The following is a 15515-nucleotide window of genomic DNA, read 5'->3' on the forward strand; positions in this document are numbered from 1 at the left end:
TTCTTCTCGTTCATCGCGAGCCCGCCGGGCCCGCGCTCTCAGGTCAACAAGCGGCGGCTCACGACTGCTCGTCGGGCCTCACCCCCAGCAGCTCGCGGATGTGCGACAGCGACCCGTCGTCCTTCACGACGCTCTCGAGCCACTTGTGCAGCGGCATGTCGGCCCATTCGGCGGCCTTGTCCGCGAGATACGCGACCGGGCTGTGCGGCTCGGTCTGGCGGAAGTAGCGCGCGACCGCACGAAGCTGGTCGACGGCCTGCGCACGGTTCTGGATGCCGGCGATCATTTGCGTCACCGGCGGACGCGGAGCGGTCTGCGACTGCACATGGGTCTCCTCGGTGTGGAACGCGTCGCCGAAGCTCGGCTCGATGCGCTCGGGCTGCGCCTGCGGCGCCGACGGCGCATGCGGCGCGCTGCCCGTATAGCCCTGCTCGCGCGCGAAGCGCTCGACGAGCCGGTACACGGTCTCGAACGCGTCGCGCGTCTGCCGGAAGCTCGGCGCCGAATCGCCGGCGCGTTCGACGAGCCGCTCCTCGAACGCGTCGAGCGAGATTTCGAACGCCTTCAGGTTCGCGAGCAGCGTCGTGTAGAACGCGATCGACGTCACGCGCCGCGACGCATCGACCTGCTCGACCGACGGCTTGCCGCGCGCGATGTCGTCCGCATGTTCCGGATCGCGCTTCACGGCCTGCGCCACATGCTGCGCGACTTCCCAGTCGAGCGTGGTGAACGCGTTCGATGCGCCGTCGGTCACCGGAATGCCGCGCAGCAGCTCGGCCGTGCGGCCGGACAGCCACGCGACGTTGCCGAGCCGGTATTCGACGTCGTCGCCTTCCGGCAGCGGATGCACGGTGTCCCAGTAGTCGCGGCACAGGCCTTCCAGCAGCGCATAGCCTTCGGTGAGGCCGGTGATGCCGTCCTCCAGCGCGAGCGCCTCGGTCAGCCATACGGCGAGCCGCAGGTCCTTGGTGCACGTGCGCAGCAGCGCGCCCGCGTGATCGACGACGAAGCCCCAGTCGGCCTCCTTGATCTCGGTCACCCACTCGCCCTGGTCGAGCGTCGGATCGTCGTAGCGCCGCGCGTCCTGGATCGCGTCGAATTCATTCGAGAACAGCAGGTCGTCGCCGCTGGGCGACGCATCGCTGATCGGCGTCAGCAGCTCGGGGAGATTGATCGGCATGGTTCAGTGAATCCGTTGATGCATGAGATGTCGCGTGCGGGGGTTCATTCGACCGTATAGGCGAATTCGCCGGCCTCGTCCGCGCGCACCGCGATGCGCGCGATGGCCGCGCCGTCGGCGATCCGGCCGAGCACGTGGCCCGCGATCTCCGGCAGCAGCGTGCCGTTCAAAATATGGTCGACGTTGCGAGCGCCCGAATCGACCTCGGTGCAGCGCGCGAGCACCGCGTCGACGAGCGATTCGTCCCACTCGAACGCGGCCTTGTGGTTCGCTTCGATGCGGCGACGGATCCGTTCGAGCTTCAGCTCGATGATCTCGGCCAGCACGTCGTCGGAAATCGGGTAGTACGGCACGACCTTCATCCGGCCGAGGAACGCGGGCTTGAACGTCTTGTACAGCTGCGGGCGCAGCGCCTCGGCGAGTGCGTCCGGATCGGGCAGTTCCTCGGCCGGCTTGTTCAGGCACGCCTGCATCACCGCGGCCGATCCGACGTTCGACGTCAGGATGATCAGCGTATTGCGGAAGTCGATCTCGCGCCCTTCGGCGTCGTCCATCGTGCCCTTGTCGAACACCTGGAAGAACATCTCGAGCACGTCCGGGTGCGCCTTCTCGACCTCGTCGAGCAGCACGACGGAATACGGGTTGCGGCGCACGGCCTCGGTCAGCACGCCGCCCTCGCCGTAGCCGACGTAGCCCGGCGGCGAGCCCTTCAGGCCCGACACGCTGTGCGCTTCCTGGTACTCGCTCATGTTGATCGTGACCATCTTGCGCTCGCCGCCGTACAGGATGTCGGCCAGCGCGAGCGCCGTCTCGGTCTTGCCGACGCCCGACGGCCCGACGAACATGAACACGCCGCGCGGCTTGTTCGGATCCTCGAGGTTCGCGGTCGCCGTGCGCACGCGTTGCGCGATCGCATCGAGCGCATGGTCCTGGCCGATCACGCGCGCGGTCAGCAGCGGCTGCAGGTTCAGCACGGTGTCGATCTCGTCCTTCACCATCCGGCCGAGCGGAATGCCCGTCCACGCGGCGACGATCTCGGCGACGACGTGGCCGTCGACCTGCAGCGGCACCATCGGCTCGCCGCCCTGCAGCGCGTGCAGCGCCGCGACGCGTTCGGCCAGCTTCTCTCGCGTGGCCGGCACGTCGACCGGCTCGCCGTCTTCCGACGGACCGCGCGCCCGGTCGAGCGTGTCGCGCAGCTCGGTGATCTCGACGACGATCGCGCGCTCGGCTTCATAGCGCGCCTCGTCCTCGGTCAATTGCGCGAGCGCCGTGTCGCGCGCGCCGCGCAGTTCGCCCAGGCGCTCGTCGTGCGCGGCGCCGCCCGCCGCCTCGCGCTCCAGCGACGCGATTTCCGCGTCGATGCGCTCGATGCGCTTCTTCGTGTCGTCGATCGCCGCGGGCGTCGCGCTGTGCGCGAGCGCGACCTTCGCGCACGCGGTGTCGAGCACGCTGATCGCCTTGTCCGGCAGCTGGCGGCCACTGATGTAGCGATGCGACAGGCGCACGGCCTCGGTGATCGCGTCGTCGAGGATCCGCACGTTGAAGTGCTTCTCCATCAACCCGGACATCCCGCGCAGCATCGCGGCCGCGAGCGGCTCGCTCGGCTCCTCGACCTTCACGACCTGGAAGCGCCGCGCGAGCGCCGCATCCTTCTCGAAGTACTTCTTGTATTCGCTCCAGGTCGTCGCGGCGATCGTGCGCAGTTCGCCGCGCGCGAGCGCCGGTTTCAGCAGGTTCGCCGCGTCGTTCTGGCCGGCCTGGCCGCCCGCGCCGATGATCGTGTGTGCCTCGTCGATGAACAGGATGATCGGGTGCGCGCTCTTCTTCACCTCGTCGATCACGCTCTTCAGGCGGTTCTCGAACTCGCCCTTCACGCTCGCGCCGGCCTGCAGCAGGCCCATGTCCAGCACGTGCAGCGCGACGCCGCGCAGCGGCGGCGGCACGTCGTCGGCCGCGATCCGCAGCGCGAGACCCTCGACGACCGCCGTTTTGCCGACGCCGGCCTCGCCGGTCATGATCGGGTTGTTCTGGCGGCGGCGCATGAGGATGTCGATCGCCTGGCGAATCTCGGCTTCGCGGCCGATCACCGGGTCGATCTTGCCGTCACGCGCGCGCTGCGTGAGGTTGGTCGTGTACGTGTCGAGCGCGGGCGTCTTCGACGGGCCGGCCGCGGGCGCGGCGCCGTCGGCGGCCGGCGCGACGTCGCTGCCTTCCGCATCCGCCTGGCGCGGCTCGGCCTCGCTCGAACCGGCCATGATCTCGTCGAACTTGTGCTTCAGGTCCGTCACGTTCATTTCCGCGAACTGCGACGACATGCGCTGCGCGAACTGCGCGAGATCGGGCGCGGTCAGCAGCGCGAGCAGCAGATGCCCCGAACGGATGCGGCCGAGCTGCGAATCGAGCGATGCGATCAACCAGGCCTGTTCGAACAGCGCGATCAGGTGCACGGAAAACACCGGCGTGCGCGTGTTGCCCGTCTTCAGGCGCGTGAGTTCGCGCTCGAGATCGGCGCGCAGCGCATGCGGATCGACGCGGCTCGCACGCAACGCGAGCGGCAGGTCGCCCGTCGCCTGGTCAAGCAGCGCGAGAAACAGATGCTCCAGATCGACCTCGTAATGGCCGCGCGCCAGGCACGCGCTCGCCGCGCGCTCGGTCGCGTGCCGGCACAGCGGGTTCAGTTTCGTGATCAGGGTCTTCAGGGGCGTGCTCATGGCGTCGATCTCAGGTTCGATTGTTTGTTGTCGTTCGGAATCAGTGAATCACGTGCAGTTCATAGCGGGCGTCCGAGCGGTCTTCGGCTGCGTCGCGGGTGCAGAGGAACGCATCCCAGCCGAGCCGCGAGCCTGCGCCGAGCACGCTCGCGCCGACCTCGGTGCGTTTCAGCACGAGCTTCACCTCGTATTCGAGCGTGACGCCGGCGAGCAGCGTCAGCATCCGCTCGAGCGCGACGGCCTGCGCGCCACCGGGCAAGAACGCCTCGTAGTCGCGCTTGGACAGCGGGCCGACGACGATCCGCGCGCGCATGTCGCGCTGCCATACGCGTTCGCCGACGAGCGCCGTCGCGCCGAGCACCGCGTTGACCTCGCCGAGCACGCTCAGCTGGTCGGGCGGCACGTCGTACCACTTGCCGACGAACTGGTCGATCCTCACCGGCACGCGGAAGTAATCGGACAGCGTGCGCTGCAGGTAGGCAGCCGACATCGGCCGGTGCCGCGCGGCGAGCGCGTAGCCGGCGACGGCCTCGTCGAGCACGCCGCCCGCGCCGGCCGCGAGGCTGTCGCGCACCTCGTCGCTCGGCACGCCGGCGATCGCGAGCAGGAGCGGCAGGTAGCGCTCGTCGCGGTCGAGTTCGTAATGGAACGGCAGCCGGTATTTCTTCCACGCCGCGTAGAACAGCGCGGTCGCGCGGTTCGAGAACACGTCGAAGAAGGCGCGCGCCGCGTGGTCGCGCTTCAGGTGCTCGCGCGCGACGATCTGCTCGGTGTAGTGCAGCGGCAGCGCGCCCTGCCCGCCGAGCAGCCCGAAGAATGCGGGTGTCAGTTCGACGTGACCGAGCTCGCCGGCCGCGAGCGCGGCGCCGCGATCCTCGCCCGAGTCGAGCAGCGTGCCGTCGTCGTCGAACGAGCGGGCGCCTTCGATCTCGCTCGGCGGAAAGCCGAGCGACAGCGTGTTGCGGAATTCGATGCGCTGCGCGACGACGTCGCCCTGCCGCCACGCGCCGGGGGCATCGGACGCCTGCCGCGCGAATAGCCCTTCGAGCACGCGCACCGCCTGGAAGAACTCGAAGCGGTGCGGCTCGTCGAGCAGCGCGTCGACTACGCCAGGATCGATTCGCCGGTGCGGGGCTTGCATCGAATGATCTCCTCGCCGGTGCGCTTCGACACCACGACTAGTTGAACGAAACTGTTGAGATGGACGTACAGCCCGAAGAAGCTGTCGAGCACGCGTACGAACGACGCGAGGCTCGCGCCGACGAAGTGCTCCTCGTCGATCGTCAGGCGGATCTCGATGCCGCGCACGAAGGTCGCGAACGGCTTGCCGGGCAGCCACTGCACGGCGCCGCGCTGCTCGACGCCGGCGAGGCCGTCGATCTGGCGCATCGACACGGCGGTGCGCCGCAGGTCGTACAGCGTCAGCATTTCCTTGAGCGGCGCGAGCCCGTGCGCGACCAGCGACACGTGGTTCAGCGCGAGATGCGACACGAGCCGCCAGTGCGCGGCGCGGCCGCGCTCGAAGCGCACGCTCTGCGTCGGGCGGCGCAGCATCGAGATGCCGCTCGTCTGCGCGCCGCCTTCCTGGAACAGGTCGCCGCCTTCGAGGCCGAATGCGAGCATCGCCGGCAGGTCGCGGTTCGTGCAGGTGAGGTCGAGGCTCAGCGTGTCGGTCTGCGGCGAGGTCGGCTCGAAGTCGATGTCGACGATCGAGATCTCGGTTTCGTAGCCGGGGCTTTTCTGCGCGACCCAGTCGTTGCGGCGCGCGAACCAGTAGTGACCGATCCGTGCCGATTCGCCGTGATGCAGCGAATAGAACGGCCGGAACTCGATCACCGATTCTTCATGCGCCTGCTGCCGGACGAGCTTCACCGAATCGATCGAGTACACCTCGTACGCGAACGCGCGGCGCGCTTCGGCGATCACCGGATACGACACCGCGCGGTGCGTGATGCGGATCGGCTCGCCGTGCTGGCGGAACAGGTTGACGATCGGCGTGCAGAACAGCCGGAAATGGCTGGCCGTCAGCAGCTCGAGCAGCCGCGCGACGTGCGAATCGCTGCGCACGTCCTGCAGCACCAGATGCAGCGTCGCGCGCTGGCAGCGGCCCGACGCGCGCGCGATGGCCGCAAGATCGAAATCGACGAAATCGAACTTGTCGGGGAACGCGAAGTATTCGGTGAGCAGGCGATACGCGGGGTGCGACTTCGCCGGGTAGTCGATCAGCGCGTCGTCCTCGTCGAAGCCGGCGTGCGCGATCGGCAGCTTGCGCAGCGCGGTCCAGCGGCCGTTGCGCTCGGGCTCGACGTACGCGCCGAGCACGTTGACGAACAGGCAGTCGGTCAGCGCAGCGACGAACGACTGCTCGCCGTGCAGGTGCGCGCGCAGCGTCGGCAGCTTCAGCGCGCCGAGATCGAGCTGCGCGGCGAGCGATTCGAACGTGATCGAGATCACGCCCGTCGCGTTGGACGGCAGCACCGTCGCGCTCGGCGCGAGCGCGACCGGCGTGTAGCGCGCCTCCGAGATGCGGATCGGCGCGAGCGTCACGTCGTACGCGGTGCGGAACCGGCACTGCACGCCGCGGATCGGGCGGCTCTTCAGCTCGGTGCCGCGGTCGATCACGACCGGTTCGGTCTGCTGGCCGGGCGACGCCGGCGTGAACTGCGCGATCGAGCACGACGGGAACGGCCGCAGGTAGTGCGGATACAGCACTTCCAGCAGCGCTTCGGTGAATTCCGGGTAGTCGTCGTCGAGCTTCTTGTTGATGCGCGCGCCGAGCAGCGCGAACGACTCGATCATCCGCTCGACGTGCGGATCCTCGCAGTGCTCGCCCGACAACGCGAGCCGCGCGGCGATCTTCGGATAGCGCTCGGCGAAATCTCGCGAATAGCGCCGCAAAAACGATAATTCGCGCTCGTAATACGGCAGCAATTCTTCCATCGACGACCCCGAACCTCAATATTTCCTGCCGGACCCTGATCCACCACCGGGCGGTCCGGCCCGCTCGGCAGCTCGATTCACAGCATTCTGGCCGCGCGTGCGCGCGTGACCGAATACTGCAGCGTCGACGGCTGCAGCATCGCATCGAAACTCACCGGCTCCTCGGCCGGGTGCACGACGAGCAGCGCCTGGATCGCGAAGTAAAGCGCGTTGGTCGACTGCTCGTTCAGCTCGAACGTCACCTGCACCTGCTGCAGCCGCGGCTCGTGGCGCGCGATGGCCTGCTGGATCGACTTGCAGATGAACGCGCGGTCGTAGTGACTCGCGAGGCTCAGCCCCGCGAAATCGTTCAGCCCGTAGGTCAGCACCGACTTCTGGCATTCCGGCAGCGCGGCCAGCTCGATTTCGGTGTGCGCGATACGGGTGTTGAGGATCGCCTCGACGTCGCGGGCGACCGTGTTCTTGAGCTCGTCCAGCGACAATTGCCGCATCGCGGCCGAGGCCGGCAGATGCGGTTCGTCGTCGAACAGCTTGTCGAGAAAACTGGGTTCGAATCTTTTCATCGGCCGGCGTGCACAGCGAAAACGGCAACGGGACGCCGAGCGCCCCGTTGCCGCAACCGACCTTAGACCGCGTAGGTCTTGTCGTTCTTCGTCAGGCTCCAGGCGCCTTGCGTGTTGCCGCCCTGGTTGCCGCCGATCTTCTGCTGGGTCTGCTTCCACTGCACGGCCGCGTACTTCAGCGAGAACGTCTCGAGCGGCAGACCTTCTTCGCGAACGCTCGGTGCGATGCTCGAGATGATCACGTACTTGAGCTTCACTTCCAGATACTGCACGCGCTTGCCTTCACCGTCCGCGCGCGAGAAATGGACCGTCACTTCATCGAACGTGGTGCCGCCCGACGCGTGCTGATACAGCAGCGGGCTCGACGAATCGATTTCCTTCGTGAAAATCATGTCGCCGTGCTCGCAGCGCGTCATCGTGTGACCGCCTGCGGTCGATGCCGTTGCCGAACGCGGCTGAACGATCGAGTGATCCCACGATTTCAGCTCGATCCAGCCTTGATGGTCCTTGTCCGCGGATTCACCCTTCACCGCCGGACTACCAAACTGCAAGTGCATATGTAACATGGCCCTTCGACTCCCCAAAGAGGTGGTTTTAACGTCCTACCCAGGCGGCCCGCCCGGGCGATTTACTCGCTTATGAATTTGCCGGTTTGGGCAGATCAGCGACAAGTCGCAGAGAAATCGAGAGTTCGTCGAGCTGAAAGTGCGGACGCAGGAACGCGACCGAACGATACGAGCCCGGCTTGCCCGGAATCTCCGACACTTGTATGGATGCCTCGCGCAGCGGAAATTGCGCCTTCTGTTCCTGAGACGCGTTGTCGTCGAGCAGGACGTACTGCGAAATCCACCGGTTGAGGAAAGTCTCTACGTTCTGCGCCGATGCGAAGCTGCCGATCTTGTCCCGCATCATCGCCTTCAGGTAGTGCGCGACGCGCGATACCGAGAAGATGTACTGAAGCTGGGCGGACAGGACGGCGTTCGCATTCGCGCTGTCGGTGCTGTATTTTTTCGGTTTCTGCACCGATTGCGCGGCGAAGAACGCAGCGTAATCCGAGTTCTTGCAATGCACGAGCGGGATGAAGCCGAGGTCGCTCAGCTCCTTCTCGCGGCGATCGGTGATCGCGATTTCGGTCGGGCACTTCAGCGCGACTTCACCGTCGTCGGTCTTGAACGTGTGGGTCGGCAGGTCCTCGACGAGGCCGCCGCCCTCGACACCGCGGATCGCCGCGCACCAGCCGAAGTCGTCGAACGCGGCCGTCAGGCGTGCCGCGAAGGCCCACGCCGCGTTGCACCACAGGTACTTGTCGTGCTCGGTGCCGTCGACGTCCTCGACGAAGTTGAAGTTCTCCGCCGTCTGGCCGTCCTTCGGATTGAACGGCAGGCGGCCGAGGAAGCGCGGCAGCGTGAGGCCGACGTAGCGCGAGTCTTCCGAATCGCGGAACGACTTCCACTTCGCGTATTCGACCGTGTCGAACACCTTGCCGAGATCGCGCGGCTTGCCGAGGTCGGAGAACGACTCGAGGCCGAGCAGCTCGGGCGACGCCGACGCGATGAACGGCGCGTGCGCGGCCGCCGCGACGTGCGACATCTGCTCGATGAAGTACATGTCTTCCGGCTGGCGCGAGATCTCGTAATCGCCGATCAGCGCACCGAACGGCGAGCCGCCGAACGTGCCGAACTCTTCTTCGTAGACCTTCTTGAACAGCGCGCTCTGGTCGAACTCGCTCGCGCCCTTGAAGTCGCGCACGAGGTCGCGCTTCGGTGCGTGCAGCGCCTTGATCTTGATCGTCTGGCCGGTGTTGCTTTCCTTGACCAGGTAATCCATCCCGCGCCACGTGCTTTCGAGGCGCTGGAATTCCGGCGCGTGCATCACCGCGGACAGCTGCGTGGAGATCAGGCGATCGAGTTCCGCGACGCGCGCGTCGATCGTCGCCGACAGGTTGTCCGACACGATCACCGTGCCGTCGAGCACCTGGTGCACGAGTTCGCCGATCAGGTCCTTCGCACGTGCATGCTCGGAATCGGATTTCGCGACCTTGCTCTTCTCGACGATGTCGTCGAGCAGCGAAGTCCCGGCGGCGTATTCCGCGCCGCTCGCTTGGGCCGCAGCCGTTTGCTGGTTCATCTCAACACTCCGTCGTCATTCGCCGTCTTTGTCGCCGCCGGTGCCCTTCGCGAGCTCCTGCAGCTGCTGCGTGTTCTTCAGCACTTCGGACAGCAGGTCCTCGAGCTTGTCGTTGCCGGCGAGCTTGTTGCGCAGGTCGGCGAGCTTCGAGCGCGCCTCGAGCAGGCGGCGCAGCGGCTCGACCTGTTCGACGACTTCGTCCGGGTTGAAATCCGACAGCGAACGGAACTTCAGGTCGACCGCGAACTTGCCGCCTTCCGGGCTCAGGCGGTTTTCCACCTGGAATGCGGCACGCGGCTCGATCGCCTTCATCACGTCGTCGAAGTTGTCACGGTCGATGTTGACGAACTTGCGGTCGCGCAGCTTCGGCTGCTCGACTTCCGACTGGCCCGCCAGATCGCCGACGACCCCGACGACGAACGGCAGTTCCTTTACCTCGATCGCGTCGCCCTTCTCGACCTCGTAGGTGAGTTGGACGCGCGGCGGCCGTATTTTCTGCAAGCTTTTCTGAATGCTTTCTTTCTTGGCCATCTCGACGGCTCCCAGGTTAGTTGTGGTTATCGCGTCAGTTGCGGTCAGTTGCGATCAGTTGCGCAGTGCGCTGAACGGATCGGCGCCGCCCTTCTGCGGCGCGGTGTTGCCCGACGCCGTCGGCGTGGTGGCAGCACCGGCGGCGACCTCGGTTGCAGCGCCGGCGCCGGCCTTCGGACGGTGAATCTGGCGACGCACGACCTTGCGCGTTTGCGCCTTCTGCTCCGGCGGGAACAGCGCCGATTCGCCGAGCGTGTCGCGCAGCTGCTTCGCGAGCGCCTGCGCGTCCGACTTCGCATCGCCCGCGAGCGACGAATCCTGGCGCAGTTCGCCGAGCGACTGCGTCGCGATCCGCAGCCCCGCGACCGCGAGCACGCTCTTCGCCTGACGGTCGGTCGCATCGCGCTGCAGTGCTTCCTGCGCGGCGACGATCGCCTGGCCGTAGTGGTTCTGGGCAAACTGGATCTGCGCGATGCGCGACCACGGCTCCTCGCGCGTCGGATCCGACTTCGCGAGCTGCTGGTACAGGCCGAGCGCCTTGTCCTGGTCACCCGATTTCGCGACGGCGTCCGCATCGGCCAGCGACTTGTTGAACACCTCGGCAGACGGCGGCGCCGGCGGCTGGCTCGCACAACCGGCGATCACGCCGCAAGCCAGCACTACCCCAGAAAGTTTTGCGAAGAGACGGTCTTTCATCGTTATATCCACCGGCGCGTGAGTATTAAAATCGTTGAGAATCTGGTTCTTTTGCTTTGCAAGAAGCGCGCGGGTATAGTACCGATCAATTTTTCATAATTCAATCGCTGCGTGCAGAGTAATTCCTTTTAAAATCGTGCGCCACCCCCTCGAAACGCCTCTGGCAGCGGCTCGCCGACGGCTTTCGCATCGACCGGAATGCGCAAGTTTTACTTGGCCTGCAACGCTTTGCGCGAACGACGGAAAAAATTTCCGAAGGCACGCTGCCGGGCGCGTGTGCTTAATAGTTGAACGGCCGATACGCCGGGGATTCGCGGCGAACGCGGAAATACCCGGCAGTTTTGACAGGGGAGTTAAAGGCGGCACGCCGTAAACACGATGAGATCGTCCATGATTCGCTATGCGCTGCCGCTGATTGCCTGCGCGCTCCTGGCCGGATGCGCGGCCGCCCCGCTGCTCGGCTCCGCCGCGAGCGCCGTCATGCAGGCCGCCGGCGTCGGCAAGCCCGACGTGCCGGATGCCCAGAAACCGCCGCGCAACATCGGGCTCACGCTCGCCGCCGCGCCGAACCTCAATGCCGCGAACGATCACAAGCCGCTCGCGTTGGTGGTCAGGCTCTACGCGCTGAAGGATCCGACTTCGTTCCAGCAAGCGCCGTTCGATGCATTCACCGATCCGACCAAGGAAAAGGCCGCGCTGGGCGCCGATCTGCTGAACGTGCGTGAAATCACGCTGATTCCGGGCCAGCGCTATACGGCAACCGAAAAGCTGTCGCGCGAAGCGCAGGCATTCGGCATCGTCGCGCTGTTCCGCGATCCCGCAATCCAGCGATGGAAACTGACGTTCGACCCGGCAAAGTCGGAGAAATCCGGCATAATCATCGGCCTGCATAATTGCGCGATGACGGTCACCGACGGCTCTGTCATCGCACCGCAACAGGGTGCGCCTTCGCAACCGCTGAATTTGCTTTCGTCGGTGACCTGCGGTTAAACATGACGCACGAATGTCATTTAACAAGAGTTAACAAAATGGCGATTAATTCGGGCACGAACAAATCGATTACATCGCAACGCGACATTAACCGGATTTGACATGAGTTATTCGGCCAAGGTGCTGTGGGGGGAAGGGCTGTTCCTCCGGCCTCAACACTTTCAGCGGCAGGACGCGTACCACGAGGCGCGCCTGTTCGAATCCATCCAGGCGATCCAGCCGTACAACTGGGGCGTGCGCTCGGTGCGCATCGACCGCGATGCGCTCGGCAGCAACGTGCTGCGCGTGGCCGAGCTCGCGCTCGTGTTTCCGGACGGCGCGCTTTACGCCGCGCCGCAGGCCGACGACCTGCCGCCGCCGATCGCGCTCGACACGCTGCCCGACGGCATCAACGAATTCGTGTTCTACCTCGCGCTGCACCCGCTGCGCGAGAACGGCACCAACTACAGCGACGATCCGGCCGCCGGCTTCATGACGCGCTTCGTCAGCGAGCAGACGAGCGTCGCCGACAACTTCACCGACGCCGCCGAAGCCGACATCACGTTCCTGAAGACGCAGGTCAAGCTGATCGCGCACAGCGAGCCGCGCGACCAGCTTCTGTCGGTGCCGCTCGTGCGCGTGCGCCGCACAGCGACGTCCGGCTTCGAGATGGACGACAGCTTCGTGCCGCCGTGCCTCGCGATCGACGCGTCGCCGATCCTGCACCAGCGGCTGCGCCAGCTCGTCGACGCGCTGCAGGCGAAGGTGAACGCGCTGTACGGTTTTCACCGCGAACCGTCGAAGAACATCATCGAGTTCCGCTCGGGCGACATCGCGTCGTTCTGGCTGCTGCACACGGCGAACGCCGCGTTCGCGACGCTCGCGCACCTGCACCAGCACGCGGCGCTGCATCCGGAGCGGCTGTTCCAGGAACTGCTGCGCCTCGCGGGCCAGCTGATGACGTTTTCGAAGGGCTACACGCTCGCCGACCTGCCCGTGTATCGCCATGACGATCCGGGCCCGAGCTTCGCGCGTCTCGACCTGATGCTGCGCGAGCTGCTCGACACCGTGATCTCGACGCGCTACTTCGCGATCACGCTCGACGAGGTGCGTCCGTCGTTCCACCTCGGCCGCCTCGATTCGGGCAAGATCGACGACAAGACCGAGTTCTATCTGGCCGTGTCCGCGGACATGCCGAACGTCGAGCTCATCGATGCGGTGCCGGCGCGCTTCAAGGTCGGCGCGCCCGACGACGTCGACAAGCTCGTGCTGTCGGCAATGCCCGGCGTGCGGCTGTCGTACATGCCGCAGGTGCCGCCCGCGATTCCGGTGCGGCCCGGTGCATGCTATTTCCAGCTCGACTCGCGCGGCGCATTGTACGAGCGCATGCTGCAGGCCCAGTCCGCGATGATCTACGCGCCGACTGGCATCAATGACCTGAAATTCGAACTGATCGCGGTCACATCATGAGCTACGCGCCTTCCCTGTTCGGCGACAACGCGCCGGCCCCGCTGCATACCCCGGCGTCGACCGACGCCGCGTTCCAGGCCCGTTCGCTGCTCGACCTGCTGTACGACGGGTTCTTCATGCTGTTCCTGCTCAAGAACGGCCGCGAGCCGGACAGCGCGAGCGAGTTCAGCACGAAGATCCAGGAGTTTCTGGCGGATTTCGAGCGTGGCGCGAAGAAGCTGAACATCCCGGCCGAGGACGTGTATGGCGCGAAGTTCGCGTATTGCGCGGCGGTCGATGAAATGGTGCTGTCGTCGCAGTTCAAGATCCGCACCGACTGGGAACGCCGGCCGCTGCAGCTCGTGCTGTTCGGCGAGCAACTCGCGGGGGAGAAGTTCTTTCAGTATCTCGAGGAATGTCGCGCGCAAGGCGCGGCGCGGTTGCAGTCGCTCGAGGTGTTTCATATGTGCCTGCTGCTCGGGTTCCAGGGCAAGTATCTGCTCGAGGGGCCGGAGAAGCTCGCGTATCTGACCGCGCGGCTGGGGGATGAGATCGCGCATATGAAGGGCAAGCGGGCGGCGTTTGCGCCGCATTGGCCGCTGCCGGATCAGATCGCGCATCGGTTGAAGCGGGAGGTCCCGGTTTGGGCGATCGGGGCGGTGTTTGCGCTGGTGGCCCTGCTCGGGTATCTCGGGCTCAATACCTATCTCAAGGACAAGACGCTGCAGGCGTTGGCGCCTTATTCGCAGGTGATCAAGGTCGGGCCGGAGTCGGCGAATTTGACGATTTCCTTGCCTTGAGGGGCAGGCTTCGTTCGGATGTTGACGCTTCGTGAAGAAAGGACCGCTCGGCGGTCCTTTTTTACTGTGGTGCGTGGGGCGCGTCGTCGTGCGTCGTGCGTCGTGCGTCGTGCGTCGTGCGTCGTCAGAGCAGAATGAATTCCTCGTTGTCGACGTAGAACACGAACGCGTCGAACAATTGCGCGACGCTCGGTTCGTCGACCTGGTCATGCGCATTGATCACGATGTCCTCGATCGTCGCGCTATTCAGCGTTACGCGCCAGCCGGGTTGCGGTGCGGTAGCGGGCGGCGCGGCGGCTTCGGGGTCGTCGGCGGCTTCGGTGAATGCGCCCTCTGTATCGAGCGTCCACGGCATCGGCGGCAAACAGAGCCAACCGGAAAAATCGCCGGGATGTTCGAGAATGTGTTTCAGCGACGCGGTGGTCGCGGTGATGGTCGACATGGGTATTGCGGTGGTAACGGGACTGGAGTCAATACGCCCGAGCCAAGATGCGGCGGTTGCACAAGCGTGTCTGCGCAGCGGCGCTCGTGTCGAGCAAGGCGTGATTATGCCAAGTTCGTATGCGCGGGGTTGGCTCGGCGGGAGCTATCGGTCAATGAACGGATGCGCTACCGTACCCCCTTATTCACGCGATAGGCGTAATACGGAACATTGTCGACGACGTACGACAAATCATCCGAAAAATATCCCCCGGAGAGATTCATATTCCATTTTAGGATATCCGTCTCCACCCTTCTTCAACCGAAAAAATAATCTTCCGAAGCCCTTGCATACTTACCCCTCAACTATCGTATGACAGTGCGCCCGAGTCCCGAACGATGCTGCAAGGGTTGACTGCTGTTCCGAAGCACAAATTCAACTTTCGCGAAGGCAAAGCGGGAGTCCGTCACGCGAGAGTGATGCCACCATTCGTGGCAACCCAATCATACGTCGACATATTTATATCTCAACCCAAGATCCATCATTACTCGCGCTTGCAAGCGCTACTTTCCGATAACAAAGAATGCATCTAAAACCTTGCCCTTCGATTTCAAATTTCTTAGCTGCACGAACTCAGGCGTCGAAAATCCTCTACCTATCTTCAACCCCTCTAGTTTGTGACCTGCATACTCACACACCTCAATCGACAAAATAACTTCCGCACCATCTTTGGCATTTTTAAAGCCGTCATCACTCCCCGCAAAAAACGCGAAGCGAATCACCCCCCGGTCAACTTATCATTCACCATTTTTTTCGAATTTTTTACCTTCCTTGAGGCCATTTAGCGCACCAAGGAACACCCCCCTCTTTCAAATCAAAGATGAATGAAATTCCACCGCATTCCCACAACACCTCCAACATCATTGACATCCATTATTCCCAGCATCAAGTGGAACTTGCACGTTCTTTGTAACAAGACGATTTCCGTTACCCGTCGCCGCAAGAGCTCAAAACGAACATACGGAGTATCCGGCACAGTGGCGCCGCCCACCCCATGACCGCCACTATAATCTGATGGCGTCACGCAAACCTGACGCTTTCCCGGCCCAATCTTCACAAAATCGT

14 protein-coding genes are annotated in these 15515 nt (G+C 64.7%); 3 read left to right on the plus strand and 11 right to left on the minus strand.

From position 1 onward, the window contains the following. Nucleotides 1-58: 58 nt before the first annotated feature. From tssA to DIE17_RS25715, 9 genes are all read right to left on the minus strand, one after another. On the minus strand, nucleotides 59-1180 hold the full coding sequence (gene tssA, locus DIE17_RS25675) for a type VI secretion system protein TssA (RefSeq protein ID WP_124522214.1): 1122 nt from the start codon (nucleotides 1178-1180) through the stop codon (nucleotides 59-61). Nucleotides 1181-1224: 44 nt separating this feature from the next. Continuing rightward, a complete protein-coding gene (tssH, locus tag DIE17_RS25680) occupies nucleotides 1225-3894 on the minus strand; it encodes a type VI secretion system ATPase TssH (protein ID WP_124522216.1) in 2670 nt (889 codons plus the stop codon). A 40-nt stretch (nucleotides 3895-3934) separates the two neighbouring features. Further along, nucleotides 3935-5035, minus strand: a complete 1101-nt coding sequence (gene tssG / locus DIE17_RS25685) for a type VI secretion system baseplate subunit TssG (RefSeq protein ID WP_124487869.1) — start codon at nucleotides 5033-5035, stop codon at nucleotides 3935-3937. Continuing rightward, complete coding sequence (gene tssF, locus DIE17_RS25690) at nucleotides 4999-6834, minus strand: type VI secretion system baseplate subunit TssF (RefSeq protein WP_124487868.1); 1836 nt, start codon at nucleotides 6832-6834, stop codon at nucleotides 4999-5001. The genes tssG and tssF overlap by 37 nt, the downstream gene beginning before the upstream one ends. A 77-nt stretch (nucleotides 6835-6911) precedes the next feature. Then, on the minus strand, nucleotides 6912-7397 hold the full coding sequence (gene tssE, locus DIE17_RS25695) for a type VI secretion system baseplate subunit TssE (protein WP_044845929.1): 486 nt from the start codon (nucleotides 7395-7397) through the stop codon (nucleotides 6912-6914). 62 nt (nucleotides 7398-7459) lie between these two features. After that, nucleotides 7460-7963, minus strand: a complete 504-nt coding sequence (locus tag DIE17_RS25700) for an Hcp family type VI secretion system effector (RefSeq protein WP_006477093.1) — start codon at nucleotides 7961-7963, stop codon at nucleotides 7460-7462. Nucleotides 7964-8033: 70 nt separating this feature from the next. Further along, nucleotides 8034-9524 (minus strand): type VI secretion system contractile sheath large subunit, encoded by a 1491-nt coding sequence (gene tssC / locus DIE17_RS25705; RefSeq protein ID WP_006751237.1) that lies wholly within the window; start codon nucleotides 9522-9524, stop codon nucleotides 8034-8036. 15 nt (nucleotides 9525-9539) lie between these two features. Then, a complete protein-coding gene (gene tssB / locus DIE17_RS25710) occupies nucleotides 9540-10055 on the minus strand; it encodes a type VI secretion system contractile sheath small subunit (protein WP_059465242.1) in 516 nt (171 codons plus the stop codon). 54 nt (nucleotides 10056-10109) lie between these two features. Then, nucleotides 10110-10751 (minus strand): M48 family metallopeptidase, encoded by a 642-nt coding sequence (locus DIE17_RS25715; RefSeq protein ID WP_124522218.1) that lies wholly within the window; start codon nucleotides 10749-10751, stop codon nucleotides 10110-10112. A gap of 378 nt (nucleotides 10752-11129) precedes the next feature. Here DIE17_RS25715 and tssJ point away from each other — a divergent pair, with 378 nt between their 5' ends. From tssJ to icmH, 3 genes are all read left to right on the plus strand, one after another. After that, nucleotides 11130-11741 carry a type VI secretion system lipoprotein TssJ gene (tssJ, locus tag DIE17_RS25720; RefSeq protein WP_044845932.1) on the plus strand — a complete coding sequence of 204 codons (612 nt, stop codon included), beginning with the start codon at nucleotides 11130-11132 and terminating at the stop codon, nucleotides 11739-11741. Between the two features lie 102 nt (nucleotides 11742-11843). Then, complete coding sequence (tssK, locus tag DIE17_RS25725) at nucleotides 11844-13190, plus strand: type VI secretion system baseplate subunit TssK (RefSeq protein ID WP_124487867.1); 1347 nt, start codon at nucleotides 11844-11846, stop codon at nucleotides 13188-13190. Beyond that, nucleotides 13187-13969: a type IVB secretion system protein IcmH/DotU gene (gene icmH / locus DIE17_RS25730; RefSeq protein ID WP_044845934.1), complete on the plus strand. Its 783-nt coding sequence runs from the start codon at nucleotides 13187-13189 to the stop codon at nucleotides 13967-13969. The genes tssK and icmH overlap by 4 nt, the downstream gene beginning before the upstream one ends. Before the next feature lie 124 nt (nucleotides 13970-14093). Here icmH and DIE17_RS25735 read toward each other — a convergent pair whose 3' ends face one another. Both DIE17_RS25735 and DIE17_RS25740 read right to left on the minus strand, forming a co-directional pair. Next, a complete protein-coding gene (locus DIE17_RS25735; RefSeq protein ID WP_124522220.1) occupies nucleotides 14094-14411 on the minus strand; it encodes a hypothetical protein in 318 nt (105 codons plus the stop codon). A gap of 542 nt (nucleotides 14412-14953) precedes the next feature. After that, nucleotides 14954-15172, minus strand: coding sequence for a hypothetical protein (locus DIE17_RS25740; protein ID WP_124522222.1), 219 nt, complete (start codon nucleotides 15170-15172; stop codon nucleotides 14954-14956). Between the last annotated feature and the right edge of the window lie 343 nt (nucleotides 15173-15515).

This window comes from Burkholderia sp. Bp9099 (assembly GCF_003857805.1).
Classification (GTDB): Bacteria; Pseudomonadota; Gammaproteobacteria; order Burkholderiales; family Burkholderiaceae; genus Burkholderia.